The organism is Nocardioides nitrophenolicus, assembly GCF_016907515.1.
Lineage (GTDB): Bacteria > Actinomycetota > Actinomycetes > Propionibacteriales > Nocardioidaceae > Nocardioides > Nocardioides nitrophenolicus.
Map to the genome: position 1 here is coordinate 4,172,481 of NZ_JAFBBY010000001.1, position 18,067 is coordinate 4,190,547.

Annotated in this window: 16 protein-coding genes; 10 read left to right on the top strand and 6 right to left on the bottom strand. The window is 72.9% G+C overall.

The features are described from left to right. Positions 1-97: 97 nt before the first annotated feature. Both JOD66_RS20125 and JOD66_RS20130 read left to right on the top strand, forming a co-directional pair. Positions 98-2,383: an FdhF/YdeP family oxidoreductase gene (locus tag JOD66_RS20125; RefSeq protein ID WP_307823624.1), complete on the top strand. Its 2,286-nt coding sequence runs from the start codon at positions 98-100 to the stop codon at positions 2,381-2,383. Continuing rightward, on the top strand, positions 2,373-3,356 hold the full coding sequence (locus JOD66_RS20130; RefSeq protein ID WP_239545353.1) for an FUSC family protein: 984 nt from the start codon (positions 2,373-2,375) through the stop codon (positions 3,354-3,356). Before JOD66_RS20125 ends, JOD66_RS20130 begins: the two co-directional genes overlap by 11 nt. Here the strand turns inward: JOD66_RS20130 and JOD66_RS20135 are convergent. Then, a complete protein-coding gene (locus tag JOD66_RS20135) occupies positions 3,346-4,236 on the bottom strand; it encodes a LysR family transcriptional regulator (protein WP_204838590.1) in 891 nt (296 codons plus the stop codon). The genes JOD66_RS20130 and JOD66_RS20135 overlap by 11 nt on opposite strands. Positions 4,237-4,289: 53 nt before the next feature. Here JOD66_RS20135 and JOD66_RS20140 point away from each other — a divergent pair, with 53 nt between their 5' ends. Together JOD66_RS20140 and JOD66_RS20145 are read left to right on the top strand one after the other, a co-directional pair. Further along, positions 4,290-4,871, top strand: coding sequence for a DinB family protein (locus tag JOD66_RS20140; protein ID WP_204838591.1), 582 nt, complete (start codon positions 4,290-4,292; stop codon positions 4,869-4,871). A 26-nt stretch (positions 4,872-4,897) separates the two neighbouring features. Next, positions 4,898-5,530 carry a DUF1345 domain-containing protein gene (locus JOD66_RS20145; protein ID WP_307823625.1) on the top strand — a complete coding sequence of 211 codons (633 nt, stop codon included), beginning with the start codon at positions 4,898-4,900 and terminating at the stop codon, positions 5,528-5,530. A 1-nt stretch (position 5,531) separates the two neighbouring features. Here the strand turns inward: JOD66_RS20145 and JOD66_RS20150 are convergent, their stop codons facing one another. The 5 genes from JOD66_RS20150 to JOD66_RS20170 form a co-directional block, all read right to left on the bottom strand. After that, the gene (locus JOD66_RS20150; protein ID WP_204838592.1) at positions 5,532-6,575 is read right to left on the bottom strand and encodes a glycosyltransferase; all 1,044 of its coding nucleotides are present in this window, start codon (positions 6,573-6,575) and stop codon (positions 5,532-5,534) included. Positions 6,576-6,671: 96 nt separating this feature from the next. After that, positions 6,672-8,183 (bottom strand): hypothetical protein, encoded by a 1,512-nt coding sequence (locus tag JOD66_RS20155; RefSeq protein ID WP_204838593.1) that lies wholly within the window; start codon positions 8,181-8,183, stop codon positions 6,672-6,674. A 28-nt stretch (positions 8,184-8,211) separates the two neighbouring features. Beyond that, complete coding sequence (locus tag JOD66_RS20160; protein ID WP_204838594.1) at positions 8,212-9,288, bottom strand: hypothetical protein; 1,077 nt, start codon at positions 9,286-9,288, stop codon at positions 8,212-8,214. 91 nt (positions 9,289-9,379) lie between these two features. Then, positions 9,380-9,787, bottom strand: coding sequence for a hypothetical protein (locus tag JOD66_RS20165; RefSeq protein ID WP_204838595.1), 408 nt, complete (start codon positions 9,785-9,787; stop codon positions 9,380-9,382). Then, positions 9,774-10,226: a hypothetical protein gene (locus JOD66_RS20170; protein WP_204838596.1), complete on the bottom strand. Its 453-nt coding sequence runs from the start codon at positions 10,224-10,226 to the stop codon at positions 9,774-9,776. The genes JOD66_RS20165 and JOD66_RS20170 overlap by 14 nt, the downstream gene beginning before the upstream one ends. 106 nt (positions 10,227-10,332) lie before the next feature. On the opposite strand from JOD66_RS20170, the gene JOD66_RS20175 reads away from it, so the two are divergent. From JOD66_RS20175 to JOD66_RS20200, 6 genes are read left to right on the top strand one after another with little or no spacing between them, the layout of a single operon-like run. After that, on the top strand, positions 10,333-12,066 hold the full coding sequence (locus JOD66_RS20175; protein ID WP_307823627.1) for a methylmalonyl-CoA mutase family protein: 1,734 nt from the start codon (positions 10,333-10,335) through the stop codon (positions 12,064-12,066). Next, the gene (scpA, locus tag JOD66_RS20180; protein WP_204838598.1) at positions 12,063-14,228 is read left to right on the top strand and encodes a methylmalonyl-CoA mutase; all 2,166 of its coding nucleotides are present in this window, start codon (positions 12,063-12,065) and stop codon (positions 14,226-14,228) included. The genes JOD66_RS20175 and scpA overlap by 4 nt, the downstream gene beginning before the upstream one ends. 2 nt (positions 14,229-14,230) lie before the next feature. Next, complete coding sequence (gene meaB / locus JOD66_RS20185; protein WP_204838599.1) at positions 14,231-15,220, top strand: methylmalonyl Co-A mutase-associated GTPase MeaB; 990 nt, start codon at positions 14,231-14,233, stop codon at positions 15,218-15,220. Positions 15,221-15,224: 4 nt separating this feature from the next. Beyond that, positions 15,225-16,175, top strand: a complete 951-nt coding sequence (locus tag JOD66_RS20190; RefSeq protein WP_204838600.1) for a hypothetical protein — start codon at positions 15,225-15,227, stop codon at positions 16,173-16,175. An 18-nt stretch (positions 16,176-16,193) separates the two neighbouring features. Continuing rightward, a complete protein-coding gene (locus JOD66_RS20195) occupies positions 16,194-17,375 on the top strand; it encodes an amidohydrolase (RefSeq protein WP_307823628.1) in 1,182 nt (393 codons plus the stop codon). A 53-nt stretch (positions 17,376-17,428) separates the two neighbouring features. Next, the gene (locus JOD66_RS20200) at positions 17,429-18,028 is read left to right on the top strand and encodes a DUF3060 domain-containing protein (RefSeq protein WP_204838602.1); all 600 of its coding nucleotides are present in this window, start codon (positions 17,429-17,431) and stop codon (positions 18,026-18,028) included. Positions 18,029-18,067: the final 39 nt, after the last annotated feature.

Sequence of the window (18,067 nt, forward strand, 5' to 3'; positions counted from 1 at the left end):
CGCGGCTCTCGGCCAGAGGTCCGACGATCAACGTTGTTTATCGAGCCATGGGTGATCGATGTTTGACGGCGGGATCGGGGCGAGAGACCCTGCAGGAGTGAGCAAGCCGCCGGACGTGGATCCCCAGGACGATCTCAAGGTCACCCCGCCGAAGACGTACGCCGCCGGCGTCCCCGCCGTCGCCCACGCGATGGAGTACTCCCTGGCCCAGGCCGGGCCGAAGCGCACCCTGCTCACCCTGCTCAGCCTCAACCAGGCCGAGGGCATCGACTGTCCCGGCTGCGCGTGGCCGGACCCGAAGCACCGGCACAAGAACGAGTATTGCGAGAACGGCGCCAAGCACGTCAACGACGAGGCCACGACGCGCCGGGTGACCCGGGAGTTCTTCGCCGAGCACTCCGTCGCCGAGCTCGACGCCAAGTCCGACATGTGGCTCAACCACCAGGGCCGGCTGACCGAGCCGATGGTGAAGCGGCCCGGCGCGACCCACTACGAGCCGATCGGCTGGGACGACGCGCTCGGCCTGGTCGCCGACGAGCTCACCGCCCTGGCCTCGCCGGACGAGGCGATGTTCTACACCTCGGGCCGGCTCAACAACGAGGCCGCCTTCCTGCTCCAGCTCTTCGCCCGCGCGTACGGCACCAACAACCTGCCCGACTGCTCCAACATGTGCCACGAGTCGAGCGGGTCCGGCCTGGGGGAGACCCTCGGCATCGGCAAGGGCAGCGTCTCGCTCGACGACATCCACGAGTCCGACCTGGTCTTCGTCGTCGGCCAGAACCCCGGCACCAACCATCCGCGGATGCTCTCGGCGCTGGAGGAGACCAAGCGCAACGGCGGCCGCGTGATCGCGGTCAACCCGCTCCCCGAGGCCGGGCTGATCCGGTTCAAGAACCCGCAGAAGCCCCGCGGCGTCGTCGGCCGGGGTACGCCGATCGCCGACGTCTTCCTCAAGATCCGCCCGGGCGGCGACCTGGCCCTGTTCCAGATGCTCAACCGGCTGCTGCTCGAGGCCGAGGACGCCGCGCCCGGCACGGTGCTCGACCACGACTACATCGCGGCCCACACCACGGGCTTCGAGGAGTTCGCCGCCCACACCCGCACCGTCACCTGGGAGCACGTCCTCGAGGCGACCGGCCTGACCCGCGCGGAGATCGAGGGCGTGCTGCAGGAGGTGCTCGCCGCGAAGAGCGTCATCGTGTGCTGGGCGATGGGCCTGACCCAGCACCGCCACGGCGTGCCCACGATCCGCGAGCTGGTCAGCTTCCTGCTGCTGCGCGGCAACCTGGGCCGCCCCGGCGCCGGCGTGTGCCCGGTGCGCGGGCACAGCAACGTCCAGGGCGACCGCACCATGGGCATCTGGGAGCGGGTGCCCGACAGCTTCCTCGACGCCCTGGGCCGCGAGTTCTCCTTCGACCCGCCGCGCCACCACGGCTACGACTCGGTAGCGGGCGTCCGCGCGATGCGCGACGGCAAGGCGCGGGTCTTCGTCGGCGTCGCCGGCAACTTCGTGCGTGCCATGTCCGACAGCGAGGTCACCGAGGCCGCGCTGCGCTCGTGCTCGCTGACGGTGCAGATCTCCACCAAGCTCAACCGCTCCCACACCGTGTGCGGCGAGACCGCGCTGATCCTGCCGACCCTGGGCCGCAGCGACCGTGACGTGCAGGCCACCGGCGAGCAGTTCGTGACCGTCGAGGACTCGATGAGCGAGGTGCACCAGTCCCGCGGCCGGCTCGACCCCGCCTCGCCCGACCTGCTGAGCGAGGTCGCGATCATCGGCCGGCTCGCGCGTCGTACCCTCGGCGAGGGCGGCGCGATCCCCTGGGAGGACTTCGAGGCCGACTACGCGCTCGTCCGCGACCGGATCGCCCGCGTGGTGCCGGGCTTCGAGGACTTCAACGCCCGCGTCGCCGTCCCGGGCGGCTTCCGGCTGCCCAACCCGGTCAACGAGGGCCGGTTCCCGACCCCCAGCGGCAAGGCGGTGTTCGTCCGCAACGCCCTCGACCACCTCGCCGCGCCGCCGGGCCACCTGGTGCTGCAGAGCCTGCGCTCCCACGACCAGTGGAACACCATCCCGTACGCCATGAACGACCGCTACCGCGGCATCCACGACGCCCGCCGGATCGTCATGGTCAACCCCGACGACCTGGCCGAGCTCGGCCTCGCCGACCGCGACCTGGTCGACATCGTGAGCATCTGGACCGACGGCAGCGAGCGGCGTGCAGAGGGATTCCGGGTGGTCGCCTACCCGGCGGCCCGGGGCTCGGCGGCCTCCTACTATCCGGAGACCAACGTCCTGGTCCCGCTCGACAGCGTGGCGGAGGTCAGCAACACGCCCACGTCCAAGGGCGTCATCGTCAGGCTGGAGCGCGTTGCCGGCTGACCGGCGCCACGCGGCGCGCGTCGCGCTGGGCCTGCTCGCCCCGGGGCTCGTCCTGCTGGCGGTGGGCCGTCCCGAGCTGGTGATGTACGCCGCGTTCGGCTCCTTCGCCGGCATGTACGGCCGGCTGGAGCCGCCCGCCGAGCGGCTGCGGCACCAGTTCCACGGCGCCGGGATGCTGGTGACCGGGGTCGGACTCGGCGCGCTGCTGTCGGCCGCCGGCGCCGGCTCCGCGGTCCTGGTGCTGGCGGTGACCGCCTTCGCGACGCTCGGCTCGCTCGCGACCGACGGGCTCGGCCTGCGCCCGGGTGGTCCGTTCTTCGGCATCTTCGCGCTCGGTGCGACCGCGTCGGTCGGCCCGGACCTGGTCAGCCCCCTCGGTGCGGTCCTGATCTGCGCCGGTACGGCGAGCTGGTGCCTGGCCCTCGGCGTCGCGGACCGCACCGAGCGGCCGGCGTCCGCGGCCCGGCCGGCCGGACTGCCCGCCGGGGCGGTGCGGCAGGCCGGCCGCTATCTCCTGGCGACCTCGGCGGCCGGCGTCGTCGGCGTCGGGCTCGGCATCGACCACGCGAACTGGGCGATGACCGCGGCCGCCGTACCGCTGGCGATCGTGACCGCGGGGGAGGACCCCGACGTCGGCGCGGTGCTCGACCGGGCGGCGCACCGGGTCGCCGGCACGCTCGCCGGGCTCGCCGTCACCGCGGTGCTGCTGCTGCCCGAGCCGCGGCCGGAGCTGCTCGCGGTCGTCGTGATCGTGCTGCTGTTCCCGACCGAGCTGTTCCTGGGGCGCCACTACGGGCTGGCGCTGGGCTTCTTCACCCCGTTGATCATGGTCATGACCGAGCTGGCCGCGCCGTCGGACCCCGTCGCGCTGCTGCTCGCGCGTGGCGTGGACACCCTGATCGGCGTCGCCGCGGGTGTCGCGGCGGCGGCCCTGGTCCGCGGGCGCAGGGAGCTACCGGCGCTCAGCCACTGAGGTCGACCTCGCGCGCGGCCTCGACGAAGGCACGCGCCAGCAGGGACTCCGGTCCGTGCCCGGCGAGGACCAGCCCCACCTGGTGCGTCCGCCGCGGCCTGGGCAGCGGGATCGCCCGCAGTCCCTCGGGTACGCCGAAGGTCGGCAGCCACGCATGCGGCACCACGCTGGACAGGCCCATCGCCGCGACGTGCGCGTAGACCGCGGACACCGTGTCGGTCTCCACGACGACGTCGGCGTCGATGCCGGTGTCGGCGAGATGGCCGTCGACGATCCGCCGGTTCTGCATGTCGCCGGTGAGCAGGCACAGCGGCGACCGGGCGGCGTCGGCCCAGCTCACCGCGTCCGCCGCGCCGTGCGGCCCGTCGGCGGGCGTGAGGAGCAGGTAGCGCTCGCGGTACAGCGGGACGACCCGGACCCGCCCGAGCGGCTCGCCGTCGACGTACGTCATGCCGACGTCGACGTCGAAGTCGTTGAGGCGGTGCACGATCTCGCGCGACGACATCGACAGCAGGGAGAAGGTGGTGAGCGGATGCTGCTGGCGCATCGGCGTGGTCAGCAACGAGGCGACGGTCAGCGCGGTCGGGATCGCGCCCAGGCGCAGGGTGCCGGTCAGGCCGCCGCGCATCGAGGCGATGGTCTGGGCCAGTGACTCCCGCTCGGCCAGCATCCGCTGCGCCCACCGCAGCACCTCGTCCCCCTCGGGGGTGAACCCCTCGAACCGCTGGCCACGCTTCACGATCTGGACGCCGAGCTCCTGCTCCAGCTTGCGGATGCCGGCCGAGAGCGCCGGCTGGGTGACATGGCAGGCCTCGGCGGCGCGGCCGAAGTGTCCCTCACGGGCCAGCGCCGCGAGATACTCCAACCGGCGCAGCAGCATGGGGACACCCTAGGGTTCCCGAGCTCCGCGGTCGGGCATGGCAGAGTGCGGGCATGGGCGCCAACTCCTCGGAAGGCACCGTCGGATCGGAGTCCGGTCTGGCGCAGGACGCGTTCTCTCCCAAGTGGGAGGACGACGACCGCCCGCGCATCCCACGGGTGGCCGGTGAACGCGAGGCGCTCGCGGCGTACCTGGACCACTACCGGGCGACGGTCGAGATGAAGTGTCGCGGCCTGACCGCGGAGCAGGCGCGGGCGAGGTCCATGCCCCCGTCGACGATGTCGCTGCACGGCCTGGTCCGCCACCTCGCGGGGTGCGAGCGCTGGTGGTTCCAGCAGAACTTCGAGCGGCGGGAGGTGCCCTTCCTGTTCTTCGCGGACGACGAGCCCGACCTCGACTTCGAGATCCCGGCGGACGCCGACTTCGGTGCCGACCTGGAGACCTGGCGCGCGGAGTGCGCCGTCTCCCGCGAGATCGTCGCCGCCCACGACCTCGACGACACCGCGCGACCGCTGGACTGGTACGAGGACGTCGACCTGCGTTGGCTGATGCTCCGGATGATCACCGAGTACGCCCAGCACTGCGGACACGCCGACCTGCTCCGCGAAGGGGTCGACGGGAGGACCGGCGTCTGAGCCGCGCCGCCCCTAGGCTGAGCCGGGTGAAGCGCCCGCCCCTGATCGCCACCGCGTGGCCGCGGCTCCTGTCGGGGATCGGTGCGGGGGTGACGGCCGCACTGCTCGGCTCGCTGGTGGAGGTCCAGCTCGGCCTGCTGCTGGCGGTCGCCGTCGCAGGAGCGGTGTACGTCGTGTTCGGCTGGGTCGTGCTGTGGCCGATGGACGCCGAGGCGACCCGGGTCAACGCCACTCACGAGGACCTCACCCCAGGAGTCGACGAGGTCGTGGTCGGCGCGGCTGCGCTCGGCGGGCTCGCGGCAGTGGTCGCTCTGCTGCTCGTCGGCGACACCTCGACCGGTCGAACCGATGCGGCCGTCGCGCTGGGCGGGGTGTTCGCGGCCTGGGCGACGTTGCACCTGATGTACGCGACCCGGTACGCGCACCTCTACTACTCCGACACCCCGGGCGGGATCGACTTCAACACCACCGAACCACCGGCGTTCCGGGATTTCCTCTACTTCAGCTACAACCTCGGGATGACCTACCAGGTCTCCGACACCGCCGTGCAGAGCAGCACGATCCGTGCCGTCGTGCTGCGCCACTGCCTGCTGTCCTACGTCTTCGGTGCGGCGATCATCGCCACCACCATCAACCTGGTGGTCGGGATCGTCTCCTGACTCAGGCCGCCACCCGCAGCCGGTACGCCGTGGCGACCAGCTCGTCGACCGCGGCGGCCCAGGTGCGCCGCAGGGCACGCTCCCGGCCGGCCGCGCCGAGCAGGCTCCGGTGCGGGTCCGCGGCCACCGCGGCGACCGCGCGGACCAGGTCGCGGGGGTCGGTGGCGTCGTACAGCACGCCGGTGGTGAGGTGGTCGACCACGTCGCGGGCGCCGCCGGCGCGCGGGGCCACCACCGGTACGCCGGACGCCCCGGCCTCGCGCAGCGCGTGGCAGTCGGTCTCGTGCTCACCGGGGTGGACCAGCAGGTCGAGGGTCGGCAGCGCCACCGTCAGGTCGCCGATGCCGAGCGGGCCGGTGAAGCGGGCGTGGGGGAGACGGCGGGCCAGCCACTCGCGGTCCGGTCCGGCGCCGATGACGACGAGGCGGATGCCGGGGACCTCGGCCAGCGCCGCGAGACGTCGGACGCCGGCCGCCTTGTGGAGGCCGCCGGCGTACCCGACGACGACCTGGCCGCTGCCGGACTTGGCGCGGGACCAGGACTGGTGCAGCCACGGGTCGCGCAGCGTGGGGGTGAAGGCGAGCGGGTCGACGCCCGGCTCCCACAGGCCCGCCGCGACCCCGAGCTCGGCGGCCCGGCGCACCATCCACGGCGAGGTGACCAGGACCCGGTCGGCGCGCTCGGCGACCTTGGCCCGCCAGTAGTCGGCGGCCAGGTCGAGCACGGGCGACTGCTCGACGGCGAGTGTCGGGACGCCGGCGCGAGCGGCGTGCTTGAGCGCCTTGCGGCCCACGGCTCGGGGGGAGTGGACCTGCACCAGGTCGGGCGCGAACCGCTCGATCGCGTCGCGCACCTGCGCGCCGGTCGGCTCCAGCGGCCGGACCCGCACGATCTCGCACCCTCGGTAGCTCGCCAGCCCCGGGCCCGGCGCGATGATCCGGACGACGTGGCCGCCGTCGACCAGCCGGTCGACGGTCGCCTTCAGGGTCGTGGTGGTGCAGTCGAGTGCCGGGTAGAAGGACTCGGTGGCCAGGACGATCCGCATGGCCCCACGATGCGCGTCCGACATGGCGCGATGCGCCGCGTTGGGTGTCCGGCTCGTGGCGGGTGCGCGAACGCGGCGGTTGCCGCGCGGACGCGCTCAGACCACGCCCTTGTCCTCCTTGGTCTGGTCCTCCACCTCCTGGGCGAGGCCGTCGAGCTCCTTGCGGATCTCGGCGTCGGTCGCGTGGAAGTCGTGGAGGACGAGGATGCACTTCTCGCCGACGGCGTGCATCTCGTCGCCGTTGTTCTTCAGCAGCGCCACCAGGATGTCGACCATGCCGTCGAAGGAGGCGTAGTGGCCGAAGGCGCCGCCCGTGGCGCCGCCGAAGCCGCGGGACCACGCCGACTGCTCGGGAGCGCCCTCCAGCTTCTTCGCGACGTCGTGGCAGTGGTCGCCGATCAGCTCGTAGCGTCCGGACACGCGCTTCAGGGCCGCGTCGGTGATGGCGACGTTGACCCGCTGACCGTTCACGTTGGTGTAGATGCCGTGCTCGCCGGCGTTGAGGAACTCGGTGGGGTTGACCAGGTCGAACGAGGTCGTGATCACCCGGTTGGCGCCGTCGGGCTTGGTGGCGGCCAGGACCGCGTTGTCGGCACAGGTCGCGAAGGCGGCCTCGGTCTCGCCGACGTCCTCGACGAGTCCGCCGACCGCCTTCCAGAACGAGGTGCCGAGCGCCTGGTACGACGACCCGTCCAGGGTGTACTGGTACGGCGCGGGCGCGGCCGGCAGGAAGCCCTTGACGATGCCGTAGAGGGTCGAGGCCTTCCCGATGACATTGGCGACGCCCTTCGGGAGGGACAGCAGGCCGCTGGCATCGGCGACCGACTTCACCACGTCGAAGATCTCGCCGGCACTGACCTCGTTCCCCTCGGAGAAGGCGTGGAAGTCCGCCGTCGCGGTGTCGATCAGCTTGGCGAAGTCGCGGTGGTAGCGCGCCCAGACCTGCGCCTCGCCGGCGACGAGGACGCCGCCGACGACGGCCAGGGCGTGCAGGCCGGTCATCACGTCGGAGATGCGGTTGGCGCCGTAGAGCTCGCGGAGCCGGATGACCGCCATGCCGTCCAGGTCGCCCAGCTCGGCCTCGATCTCGGAGATGTACTCGGGCACGAGGACGTTGCCGACCTCGACCGAGGTCTCGGCCTCGTCGCCGGTGGTGCGCACCTCGCCGGAGACCGAGAGCTCCTGGATCGCGTACTGGAGCACGGTGATCTGGTCGTCGAAGTCGTCGGCCTGGGGCGCCTGCCCGCCCTCACCCTTGCTCAGCATCGGGGTGAGGTAGGTGTCCACGTCGCTCTTGATCTGCGTGTAGACGCCGGCGGCGTCGAAGTAGTCGTAGCCGAGGTCGGGGTCGTCGCCGATCAGCCCGCCGTCCTTGGTCCAGTGTCCGCCGGGGTAGCTGACGTAGAGCCGGTCGGACTGGTGGTTGATCGTCACCCGCGGGGTGATGATCTCGAACCGGCCCTCCTTGCACGAGCCGTCCACGACGTTGGGCACGCTCCGGCGCATGTAGGCGTCGATCATCGCCTCGGCGAGCTTGTCGAGTCCGTCGGAGGTCGTGTAGGTGACCGAGCTCTCGTAGTTGCTGAAGTTGACGTCGTCGTCGGCCATGGTCACTCCCGGAAGTGGTCGGTTCGGCTCAGTGGCGGAGGGTGAAGGTCTGGTCGACCCCGAACGGGACCGTCGCGGGGCCATCGGTGGCGTCCTGGGGGCGGACGGCGCTCATCGGCGCGGACACGGTGAGGCCGGTGGCGGCGTCGGTGGCGGGGTCGGCGGGGGCGTCGGCGGGGGAGTCGAACACCCAGGTTCGGACCCAGGTGCTCCGGTCGTCCTGGTCGCCCCGGGGGGCGCGAGCCACCTCGGCCCCGCTGAGCGCGGCGGTGACGGGCTCGCGCCGGACCTGGTAGCTGGTTCCGGTCGGGATCCAGCTGATCGTGGGCGGCGCCGTGACCCGCACCGTGAGCGTGGTCCAGACATGTCCCTCCCGGGCCCACCCGAGATCGGGGAGGTACGGCGTGCGGGTCAACGGGTCGATCCGACAGGAGATCGAGCCGGCGCCCGCGTCGACGTTGGCGATCTCGGCGGGCTCGCCGGCGCCCCGCGCGTCGCAGTCCGGGTCGGTGCCGTAGGTCCGTGGGCCGTCGGGATACAGCGCCGCGGCCCGGCCGGTCGCGACCTTTCCGGACCTCATGGTGACGACCTGCTTCTCGCCCTCGTAGGTCACCTCGACCCGCAGGTCGTCGCCGTCTCCGGCGACCACCGCGATCAGGTCCTGCCCGGGCAGGTCGCCGGAGTCGGCGGCCTGGTGCAGGTCGACGTCGGGCTCGCCCAACGCGACGCGCTCACCGCCGGCGGTGACGGCGAGGGTGAAGGTCGCGGGGTACCCGAGGAGGTCGTCGTAGGACAGCGTGGGCCGGAAGGTCCACGCGACCGGGACGATCGACGCGTCGCCGGCGGCCTCGAGGGACTCGGCGCCGGACCTGCCGACCCGGCGTGCGGCGATCTCGGCGAGGGGCTCACCGGAGGAGAGGCGCAGGGTGCCGATCGGCAGCTGGACGTCGGCCTCGTGGGTCGGCGGCCTGCCGGAGGAGCCCTGCGCGACAAAGCCGGGCTCGAGGTCACCCCCGTCCCGGAGGCCCACGAAGGCAACGCCCGCAGCGACCGCGAGCAGCACGACGAGCGCCGCGGTCCAGGCAGTTCTCTTGTTCCGGAGCATCGACCGACTTCCCTGATTCGCGGCCGGCGCCGCATCCCCGTCCCGGTTCTTGCCGTCGGCGGGCGGACCCAAACCTGGTCGCCCGGGATCCTCACTCAGCGACGGTCCGTGGTGGCAGCCGGCCCTCGGCGATCTCCCCGGCCACCGCGCGGATCCGCTCGCCGCTCGTGCGCCAGTCGCCGGCCCGCGCGTCCCACCAGATCGTGAACCCGCGCCGGGCCTCGATGGTCCAGTGCGCGCCGAACGCCACCCGGGCCAGGGCGGCGAAGGGGAGCAGTAGCAGGAGCAGCAGGAACTCGAACGCCACGAACAGCGCCAGGATGACGAACGGCAGGGCGAGGATCAGCAGCACGATCGCGATGATCGCGCTGATCGGGTCGTCGCCCAGGCCGTTGAGCCCGTCGAGCGGTCCGGTCCCGGCCGAGCGCAGGCGTCGGCGCCACGGGACCCAGCGCCGGGTCACCCGCCAGGTCTGGCCCTCGGGATCACGCACCTTCACCCGGTGGATCGTAGGGGGTAGGGCGCGTCGGCTCCGGCTCCTGCTCGCCGAGGGTCCGCATCGGCGGGTCGCCGCGCTCGATCGACTCGGCGACGGCGCGGATCCGCCGGCCGCTCTCCTTCCAGTCGCCGGCCTCGGTCTCCCAGTAGGGACGGAACCCGAGGCGGGCCTCGATCCACCAGTGCCTGCCGAACAGCACCCGGCCGAGCGTGACGGCCGGCAGCAGGACGACCAGGAGCACCAGCTCGCCGCCGGTCAGGAACACGAAGCTGGCGATCGGCAGCACGACCAGGCCGAACACGAGGGCGACCAGGAAGCCGACGAGACCGTCGACCACGTCGAGGTTGAGGCTCGGGCCCAGGTAGCGCCGGCGTGGGCGCCACGGCAGCCAGCGGCGGGTCACCCGCCAGGTACGGCCCTGGGGATCCAGCACCTTCATGCGGGGAACCTACCGGTCGCTTGGTGAGCAGCCGGTTACCCCGAGGTAGGCGGAGATATCTCACACCCCGATGACAGCGGCGCGGTCACGGATAGGCTTGCCGCTTGTGACTGACTCGCCCCTGACGCTGGCGCAGCCCGAGGACGCGCACACGCGCGCCGAGTGGGAGGCCGCCACCGCCGCCGTGCTCCGCAAGAGCCGCAAGCTCGGCGACAGCGACCCCGACAGCACGGTGTGGGACAAGCTGACCCGCACCACCCTCGACGGCATCGGCATCACGCCGCTCGGCCTGCCCGGTGGTCCGGCGACCGCCGTCCGTCCCACCCGCAGTGGTGCGTGGGACATCCGCAGCCTGGTGGCCGGCCCCGACGCCAAGCTCGTCAACGAGGCGGCGCTCGTCGACCTCGACGGCGGCGTGACCAGCCTGTGGCTGGCGGCCGACGCCGACACCGACGTGGCCGCGACGCTGCAGGACGTGCTGCTCGACCTGGCGCCCGTCGTGCTCGACGCGCCGTCGGCGACCACGCGGGTGGCGGAGGCGTTCCTGGCGCTGCCCGGGGCCAAGCACCCCGACAGCAACCTCGGCATCGACCCGCTCGGCGTCATGCTGCGCGACATCCCGCTGGCGGTCGACGAGGCGGTCGCCGAGCTGCAGACCCTGGCCCGCAAGGCCCACCAGAACGACGTCCGGGCGATCGTGGTCGACGCCACCGCGGCCCACGACCTCGGTGCGAGCGACGCCCAGGAGCTCGGCTGGTCGATCGCCGTCGGCGTGGCCTACCTGCGCTGGCTGACCGACCACGGCCTCTCGGTCGAGGACGCCGCGCGCCAGGTGGAGTTCCGCTACGCCGCCACCGACGAGCAGTTCCCGACCATCGCCAAGCTGCGCGCGGCGCGGGTGCTCTGGGCGCGGGTGCTCGAGCTCAGCGGCGTCGAGAGCCCGGTGGCCCAGCGTCAGCACGCCGTGACCAGCCGGCCGATGCTCAGCAAGTACGACCCCTACGTCAACATGCTCCGCGGCACCGTGGCGGCCTTCGCCGCCGGTGTCGGCGGCGCCGACGCGGTCACCGTGCTGCCCTTCGACAGCGCCAACGGCCGTCCCGACGGCTTCGGCCGCCGGATCGCGCGCAACGTCAACCATCTCCTCATCGACGAGTCCCATGTCGCCGCGGTCGCCGACCCCGCCGGCGGCGCGTACGCCGTCGAGCAGCTCACCGCGGACCTCGCGGCCGCCGGCTGGGCGGAGTTCCAGCAGCTCGAGTCGGAGTGGGAGGGCGGCCACGACTTCGACCCCTTCCGCGCCCGGATCGCGGCCGTCGTCGAGCAGCGCGAGACCGAGATCGCCCGCCGCAAGCGTCCGCTGACCGGCCTCAGCGAGTTCCCCAACCTCGGCGAGACCCTGCCCGAGCGCGACGCCGACCCGCTGAACGACCGGGTCCGCCGCTACGGCGCGTCCTTCGAAGCGCTGCGCGACGAGCCGGCCGCCCGGCCGGTCTTCCTTGCCACGCTCGGCACCATCGCCCAGCACACCGCCCGGGCCACCTTCGTGAGCAACCTGCTCGCCGCCGGCGGCATCGCCGTCGAGGTCGCCGGGGCGACCGCGGGCGTCGAGGAGCTCGTCGCCGCCTACCGGTCGTCGGGAGCCCAGCCGGTCGTGTGCCTCGCCGGCACCGACGCGGCGTACGACGAGTGGGGCGGCGCCGCCGCGGCCGCCCTGCGCGAGGCCGGCGCGAGCCACGTGATCATCGCCGGCAAGGCCACCGACTACGTCGACGACAGCGCGGCGATGGGCGTCGACGCACTCGCCTTCCTGAACCACACGAGGGAGAAGCTGGCATGACGATTCCGAAGAGCTTCGCGGGCCTCCCGCTGGCCGCCGACCAGGCCGCGGCGGCCGCGCCGCACGTCCCGACCGGCGAGGGCTGGAAGAGCCCCGAGGGCATCGAGATCGCGCCGTCGTACGGGCCCGAGGACCTGGCCGGCCTCGACGCGCTCGACACCTACCCGGGCCTGAGCCCGTTCCTGCGCGGGCCCTACCCGACGATGTACACCACCCAGCCGTGGACCATCCGGCAGTACGCCGGCTTCTCCACCGCCGAGGAGTCCAACGCCTTCTACCGCCGCAACCTCGCGGCGGGCCAGAAGGGCCTGTCGGTCGCCTTCGACCTCGCGACCCACCGCGGCTACGACTCCGACCACCCGCGGGTGCGCGGCGACGTCGGCATGGCGGGCGTGGCGATCGACTCGATCTACGACACCCGCACCCTGTTCGACGGCATCCCGCTCGACCAGATGTCGGTGTCGATGACGATGAACGGCGCCGTGCTGCCGGTGCTCGCGCTCTACATCGCCGCGGCCGAGGAGCAGGGGGTGAAGCCGGAGCAGCTGAGCGGGACCATCCAGAACGACATCCTCAAGGAGTTCATGGTCCGCAACACCTACATCTACCCGCCGGCGCCGTCGATGCGGATCATCTCCGACATCTTCGCGTTCACCAGCCAGCGGATGCCGCGGTTCAACTCGATCTCGATCTCCGGCTACCACATGCAGGAGGCCGGGGCGACCGCCGACCTCGAGCTGGCCTACACCCTGGCCGACGGCGTCGAGTACATCCGCGCCGGCCTCGAGTCAGGCCTGACCATCGACCAGTTCGCGCCGCGGCTGTCCTTCTTCTGGGCGATCGGCATGAACTTCTACATGGAGGTCGCGAAGATGCGCGCGGCCCGGGCGCTGTGGAGCCGGCTGGTGCGCCAGTTCGACCCGCAGAACCCCAAGTCGCTCTCGCTGCGCACCCACTCGCAGACCTCCGGCTGGTCGCTCACCGCGCAGGACGTCTTCAACAACGTCGGCCGCACCGCCATCGAGGCGATGGCCGCGACCCAGGGCCACACCCAGTCGCTGCACACCAACGCGCTGGACGAGGCGATCGCGCTGCCGACAGACTTCTCGGCCCGGATCGCCCGCAACACCCAGCTGCTGCTGCAGCAGGAGAGCGGCACCACCCAGACGATCGACCCGTGGGCCGGCTCGTACTACGTCGAGAAGCTCACCCACGACCTCGCCGAGCGGGCGTGGGCCCACATCCAGGAGGCCGAGGCCGCCGGCGGCATGGCCGCCGCGATCGAGCAGGGCATCCCCAAGATGCGCATCGAGGAGGCCGCCGCCCGCACCCAGGCCCGGATCGACTCGGGCTCGCAGAAGGTGATCGGCGTCAACACCTACCGGCTGCCGGCCGAGGACCCGCTCGAGGTGCTCAAGGTCGACAACGACGAGGTCTACCGCCAGCAGGTCGCCAAGCTGGAGCGGCTGCGCGCCGAGCGCGACGGCGCCGAGGTCGAGGCCGCGCTGCACGCGCTCACGCGCAGCGCCGAGAGCGGCGACGGCAACCTGCTCGACCTGGCCGTCAGCGCCGCTCGCGCGAAGGCCACCGTCGGCGAGATCTCCGAGGCGATGGAGAAGGTCTACGGCCGGCACCAGGCCGTGATCCGTACCATCAGCGGCGTGTACCGCGACGAGGCCAACCTGGCCAACGACGGCGAGGGCGACACCCTCGTCACCCAGGCCCGCCAGGCGACCGACGAGTTCGCCGAGGAGGAGGGCCGCCGTCCGCGCATCCTGGTGGCCAAGATGGGCCAGGACGGCCACGACCGCGGCCAGAAGGTGGTCGTGTCCGCCTTCGCCGACCTCGGCTTCGACGTCGACGTGGGGCCGCTGTTCTCCACGCCCGAGGAGGTCGCGCAGCAGGCGATCGACGCCGACGTGCACATCGTCGGTGTCTCGTCGCTCGCCGCCGGCCACCTCACCCTGCTGCCCGCGCTGAAGAAGGCGCTGGCCGAGCAGGGCCGTGACGACATCATGGTCGTCATCGGAGGCGTGATCCCGCCCGACGACGTCCCGACCCTCAAGGAGATGGGCGCCGCCGCGGTGTTCCTCCCCGGCACGGTGATCGCGGAGTCCGCGCTCGACCTGCTGGCGAGGCTGCGGACGACGCTCGGTCACTGAGCATGCAGGTCGAGGACCTGCTCGCCGGCCTGCGTGCCGGGCACCGCGCCACCATGGCGCGGGCCATCACGCTGGTCGAGTCGACCGCGCCCCGGCACCGCCGGACCGCCCGCGAGCTGCTGCAGGCACTGGCCGCCGACGCCCCGACCCGGACGCCCGCCGTCCGGGTCGGCATCTCCGGCGTGCCCGGGGTCGGCAAGTCGACCTTCATCGAGTCGCTCGGCGGAATCCTCACGGCGGCCGGACACAAGGTGGGGGTGCTCGCCGTAGACCCGTCGTCGGTGCGCACCGGCGGCTCGGTGCTCGGCGACAAGACCCGGATGGCGACGCTGTCCACCCATCCCCACGCGTTCATCCGGCCCTCGCCCTCCGCCGGCACCCTCGGCGGCGTCGCGCGGGCGACGACCCAGGCGATGGCGGTCCTCGAGGCCGCCGGGTACGACGTGGTGCTGGTCGAGACGGTCGGCGTCGGGCAGTCCGAGGTGACCGTCGCCGGCATGGTCGACACCTTCCTCTTCCTCACCCTGGCCCGCACGGGCGACCAGCTGCAGGGCATCAAGAAGGGCATCCTCGAGATCGCGGACGTGATCGCGGTCAACAAGGCCGACCCCGACGACCCGGCCCGGGAGCAGGAGGCCCGGGTCGCCGCGCGTGACCTCGCCGGCGCGCTGCGCCTGGTCCGCGGCCATGCCGAGTGGGCGCCGCCCGTCGTCACCTGCTCCGGCCTCACCGGCGCCCGGGTCGACGAGGTGTGGCAGCAGGTGCTGATGCACCGCGACCATCTCGGTGCCGACGGGCTGGCCCACAAGCGTGCCGAGCAGCAGCTCGACTTCACCTGGGCGCTGGTCCGCGACGAGCTCGACCAGCGGCTGCGGCACAGCGCTGGCGTCAAGGCGGTGCTGGCCGACGTACGTGGGGCGCTGCTGGCCGGGGAGCTCACCGCACCGCTCGCGGCCGACCGGCTGCTCGCGGCCTACGACGCCGACGAGTGACCCGATGAGCTCGCTCCCGCGGCGCGCGGCCCTCGTGGCGCTGCTCGCTCCGCTGGCCACCGCGTGCGCAGGCGAGGTCCGCCGCGACGGCCCGGTCCCCGACGCCCGGCCAGCCGCAGTCCAGGGCACCGAGCTGTGGGCGCAGCTGCCCACCGGGCGGGTCACCGTCACCGTCGGCGCCCCGGTCCGCACCATCCCCGGCGCCGAGGTCAGCGGTGGACAGGCCGTCGACGCCGGCCGGGGCCGGGAGTTCCTGCCCGTCGCCGTCGCGTACGACGACCTGCTCGGGGTCCCGTACGACGCCCCCCAGGCCGATACCGACCCCACCGAGCTCACCCGGCTCGAGCTCCACGTCGGCGAGCGCGGCTACCGGGTGCCCTTCGTCGAGGTCGGGCGGACGTCGTACCTCGAGGTCCCGACGGGGGCGGCCGACCAGCTCAGCCTCGACGTGGAGTTCGACGGCGTCACGCAGAGCGTCGACGCCGCGGGGGAGCGGGTGACGGGACTCGCCGAGGGCCTGTACCACGCCAGCACCCGCACCACGCTGGAGTCGTGCGGCGACCGCGACGAGCGCACCTGCCGCTACGACCTGTGGGAGTACCCCTACGTCGAGGGCCTGGGCTGGGCCTCGCAGCGCCGGCCGGACGCCACCTGGGTCGTCGTGACGGCGCAGACCTGGCTGCGGGCCGACCAGGTGCGGGTCGACGGCGAGGCGTGCCGGGCCGAGGCGCTGGGCGGCTCGATCCGGCTCCGGGTCGACGGCGAGCCGGCCACGGCCGAGCTCTCCGTGCCCGCCAACGTCCGCCCCGGCGGGCACGGCCTCGGCGCCAAGGACGCCTTCCTGGTCGCCCCCGCGCCCACACACGAGCTCGAGGTCACCAGCACCTGGGGCTGCCGCCTCGGCGAGCGCAGCGCCGACCGTGAGTTCGTGGACCGGGTCAGCGCCTTCTCCTGACGGGCATAGGCTGGGGTGGTGGACGCAGCACTGGCCCTGGTCGACTCCGTCGTCGCGAAGTACGACGACGAGCTGGTCGAGCTGCGCCGCGACCTCCACCGCCACCCCGAGGTGTCCTGGCAGGAGCAGCGCACCTCCGGCCGGGTCGTCGAGCAGCTCGAGCGCTCCGGCTGGCGGATCAGCCGGATGCCGCGCAGCGGCGTGATCGCCGACCTGGGCGAGGGCGGGCCGACGGTCGGACTGCGGGCCGACCTCGACGCGCTGCCCGTCGCCGACCTCACCTCCGACCCGTGGACCAGCACCGTCGCCGGGGTCGCCCACGCGTGCGGGCACGACGTCCACACCACGGCGCTCGTCGGCGCCGGACACGCCCTCGCCGAGCTGCACGCCCAGGGCCTGCTGCGCGGGCGGGTGCGGCTGCTCTTCCAGCCGGCCGAGGAGGTGATGCCCGGCGGCGCCCGGCACCTGATCAGCCACGGCGCGCTCGAGGGCGTCGACCGGATCTTCGCGCTGCACTGCGACCCGTCCGTCGACGTCGGCGCCGTGGGCCTGCGGGCCGGGCCGATCACCAGCGCGGCCGACCGGATCGACGTACGACTGGAGGGGAACGGTGGGCACACCTCCCGCCCGCACCTCACCGGCGACCTGACCTTCGCGCTGGCCAAGATCACCAGCGAGCTGCCGGCCGTGCTGAGCCGGCGGATGGACCCGCGCGCCGGGGTCAGCGTGGTGTGGGGCATGCTCCGGGCGGGCTCGGCCGCCAACGTGATCCCCGACCACGGCATCGCGAGCGGCACGGTCCGGATCCTCGACGCCGAGGCCTGGGCGGCCTGCGAGGCGGTCGTCCGGGAGGCGGTGCTCGACATCGTGCGGCCCTACGGCGTCACCGCCAACGTCGACTACCTCCAGGGCGTCCCGCCGGTCGTCAACGACCGCGCCAGCGTGGCGATGGTCGCCGCGGCCGCCGACGACCTGCTCGGCCTGCACCACCGCACCGAGGTCGAGCAGAGCCTCGGCGGCGAGGACTTCGGCTGGTACCTCGAGCAGGTCCCCGGTGCGATGTTCCGCCTCGGCACGCGCAGCCCCGGCGGCCCCACCTTCGACCTCCACCAAGGGGACTTCGAGGTCGACGAGGCCGCGATCGGGTACGGCGCGCGGATGCTCGCCGGCGTCGCGGTCAACGCGCTGGCCCAGGCGTAGGGGCCCTGCCCCCGGTGGGTTTCGGCCGCCGCCTGCCTGGCTAGGGTGCAGGCATGTCTCGGACCACGCGTGCCCTGCGCACCCCCGCCGCCCTCGTCACCGCCACCGTCGCGACCGTCGCCTCCCTCGCGCTCCTCCCGGCGCCCGCGCACGCCGCGGTCACCCTCGACTGCACCGGCGGTCCGGTCACCATCGACGACAGCACCGAGGACTACACCCTCACCGGCGCCTGCTCGGCCGTGATCCTCAACGGCAGCAACCTGACCGTCTCGCTCACCAGCGCGACCACCGTGATGGTCGTCGGCGCCAATGTCGACGTGATCGCCAGCGGCGCTCTCGGCCCGGTGGTCGTCACCGGCTCCAACAGCTCGGTGCGCGCCACCGCCGCGCCGAGCGCGCGGGTGGAGGCCAGCAACGTCGACCTCCGGATCCCGGCCCTCGACAAGGCCGTGCTGGTCGGGTCCAACAACCTGGTGGTCGGCGACCAGGGCGCCAAGGTGAAGGTCAAGGGCGCCAACAACGCGGTCAAGTACCGCAAGCTGCGCAAGGTCGTGGTCCGTGGCGCCAACAACACCGTCAAGGTGCGCGCCGGCAAGACCAAGGTGCGGGTCAAGGGCGCCAACAACGTGGTGCGGGTGCACCGGCGGGGCTGAGCGGGGTTCCGCGGGCGGTGCAGGAATAACCGGTTGACC

What these genes read in the sequence shown, in the direction of transcription:
- JOD66_RS20135 (WP_204838590.1), bottom strand. Translation starts at nt 4,236, where the DNA reads ATGCTGCTGCGCCGGTTGGAGTATCTCGCGGCGCTGGCCCGTGAGGGA.
- JOD66_RS20140 (WP_204838591.1), top strand. Translation starts at nt 4,290, where the DNA reads ATGGGCGCCAACTCCTCGGAAGGCACCGTCGGATCGGAGTCCGGTCTG.
- JOD66_RS20150 (WP_204838592.1), bottom strand. Translation starts at nt 6,575, where the DNA reads ATGCGGATCGTCCTGGCCACCGAGTCCTTCTACCCGGCACTCGACTGC.
- JOD66_RS20155 (WP_204838593.1), bottom strand. Translation starts at nt 8,183, where the DNA reads ATGGCCGACGACGACGTCAACTTCAGCAACTACGAGAGCTCGGTCACC.
- JOD66_RS20160 (WP_204838594.1), bottom strand. Translation starts at nt 9,288, where the DNA reads ATGCTCCGGAACAAGAGAACTGCCTGGACCGCGGCGCTCGTCGTGCTG.
- JOD66_RS20170 (WP_204838596.1), bottom strand. Translation starts at nt 10,226, where the DNA reads ATGAAGGTGCTGGATCCCCAGGGCCGTACCTGGCGGGTGACCCGCCGC.
- scpA (WP_204838598.1), top strand. Translation starts at nt 12,063, where the DNA reads ATGACGATTCCGAAGAGCTTCGCGGGCCTCCCGCTGGCCGCCGACCAG.
- meaB (WP_204838599.1), top strand. Translation starts at nt 14,231, where the DNA reads ATGCAGGTCGAGGACCTGCTCGCCGGCCTGCGTGCCGGGCACCGCGCC.
- JOD66_RS20190 (WP_204838600.1), top strand. Translation starts at nt 15,225, where the DNA reads ATGAGCTCGCTCCCGCGGCGCGCGGCCCTCGTGGCGCTGCTCGCTCCG.
- JOD66_RS20200 (WP_204838602.1), top strand. Translation starts at nt 17,429, where the DNA reads ATGTCTCGGACCACGCGTGCCCTGCGCACCCCCGCCGCCCTCGTCACC.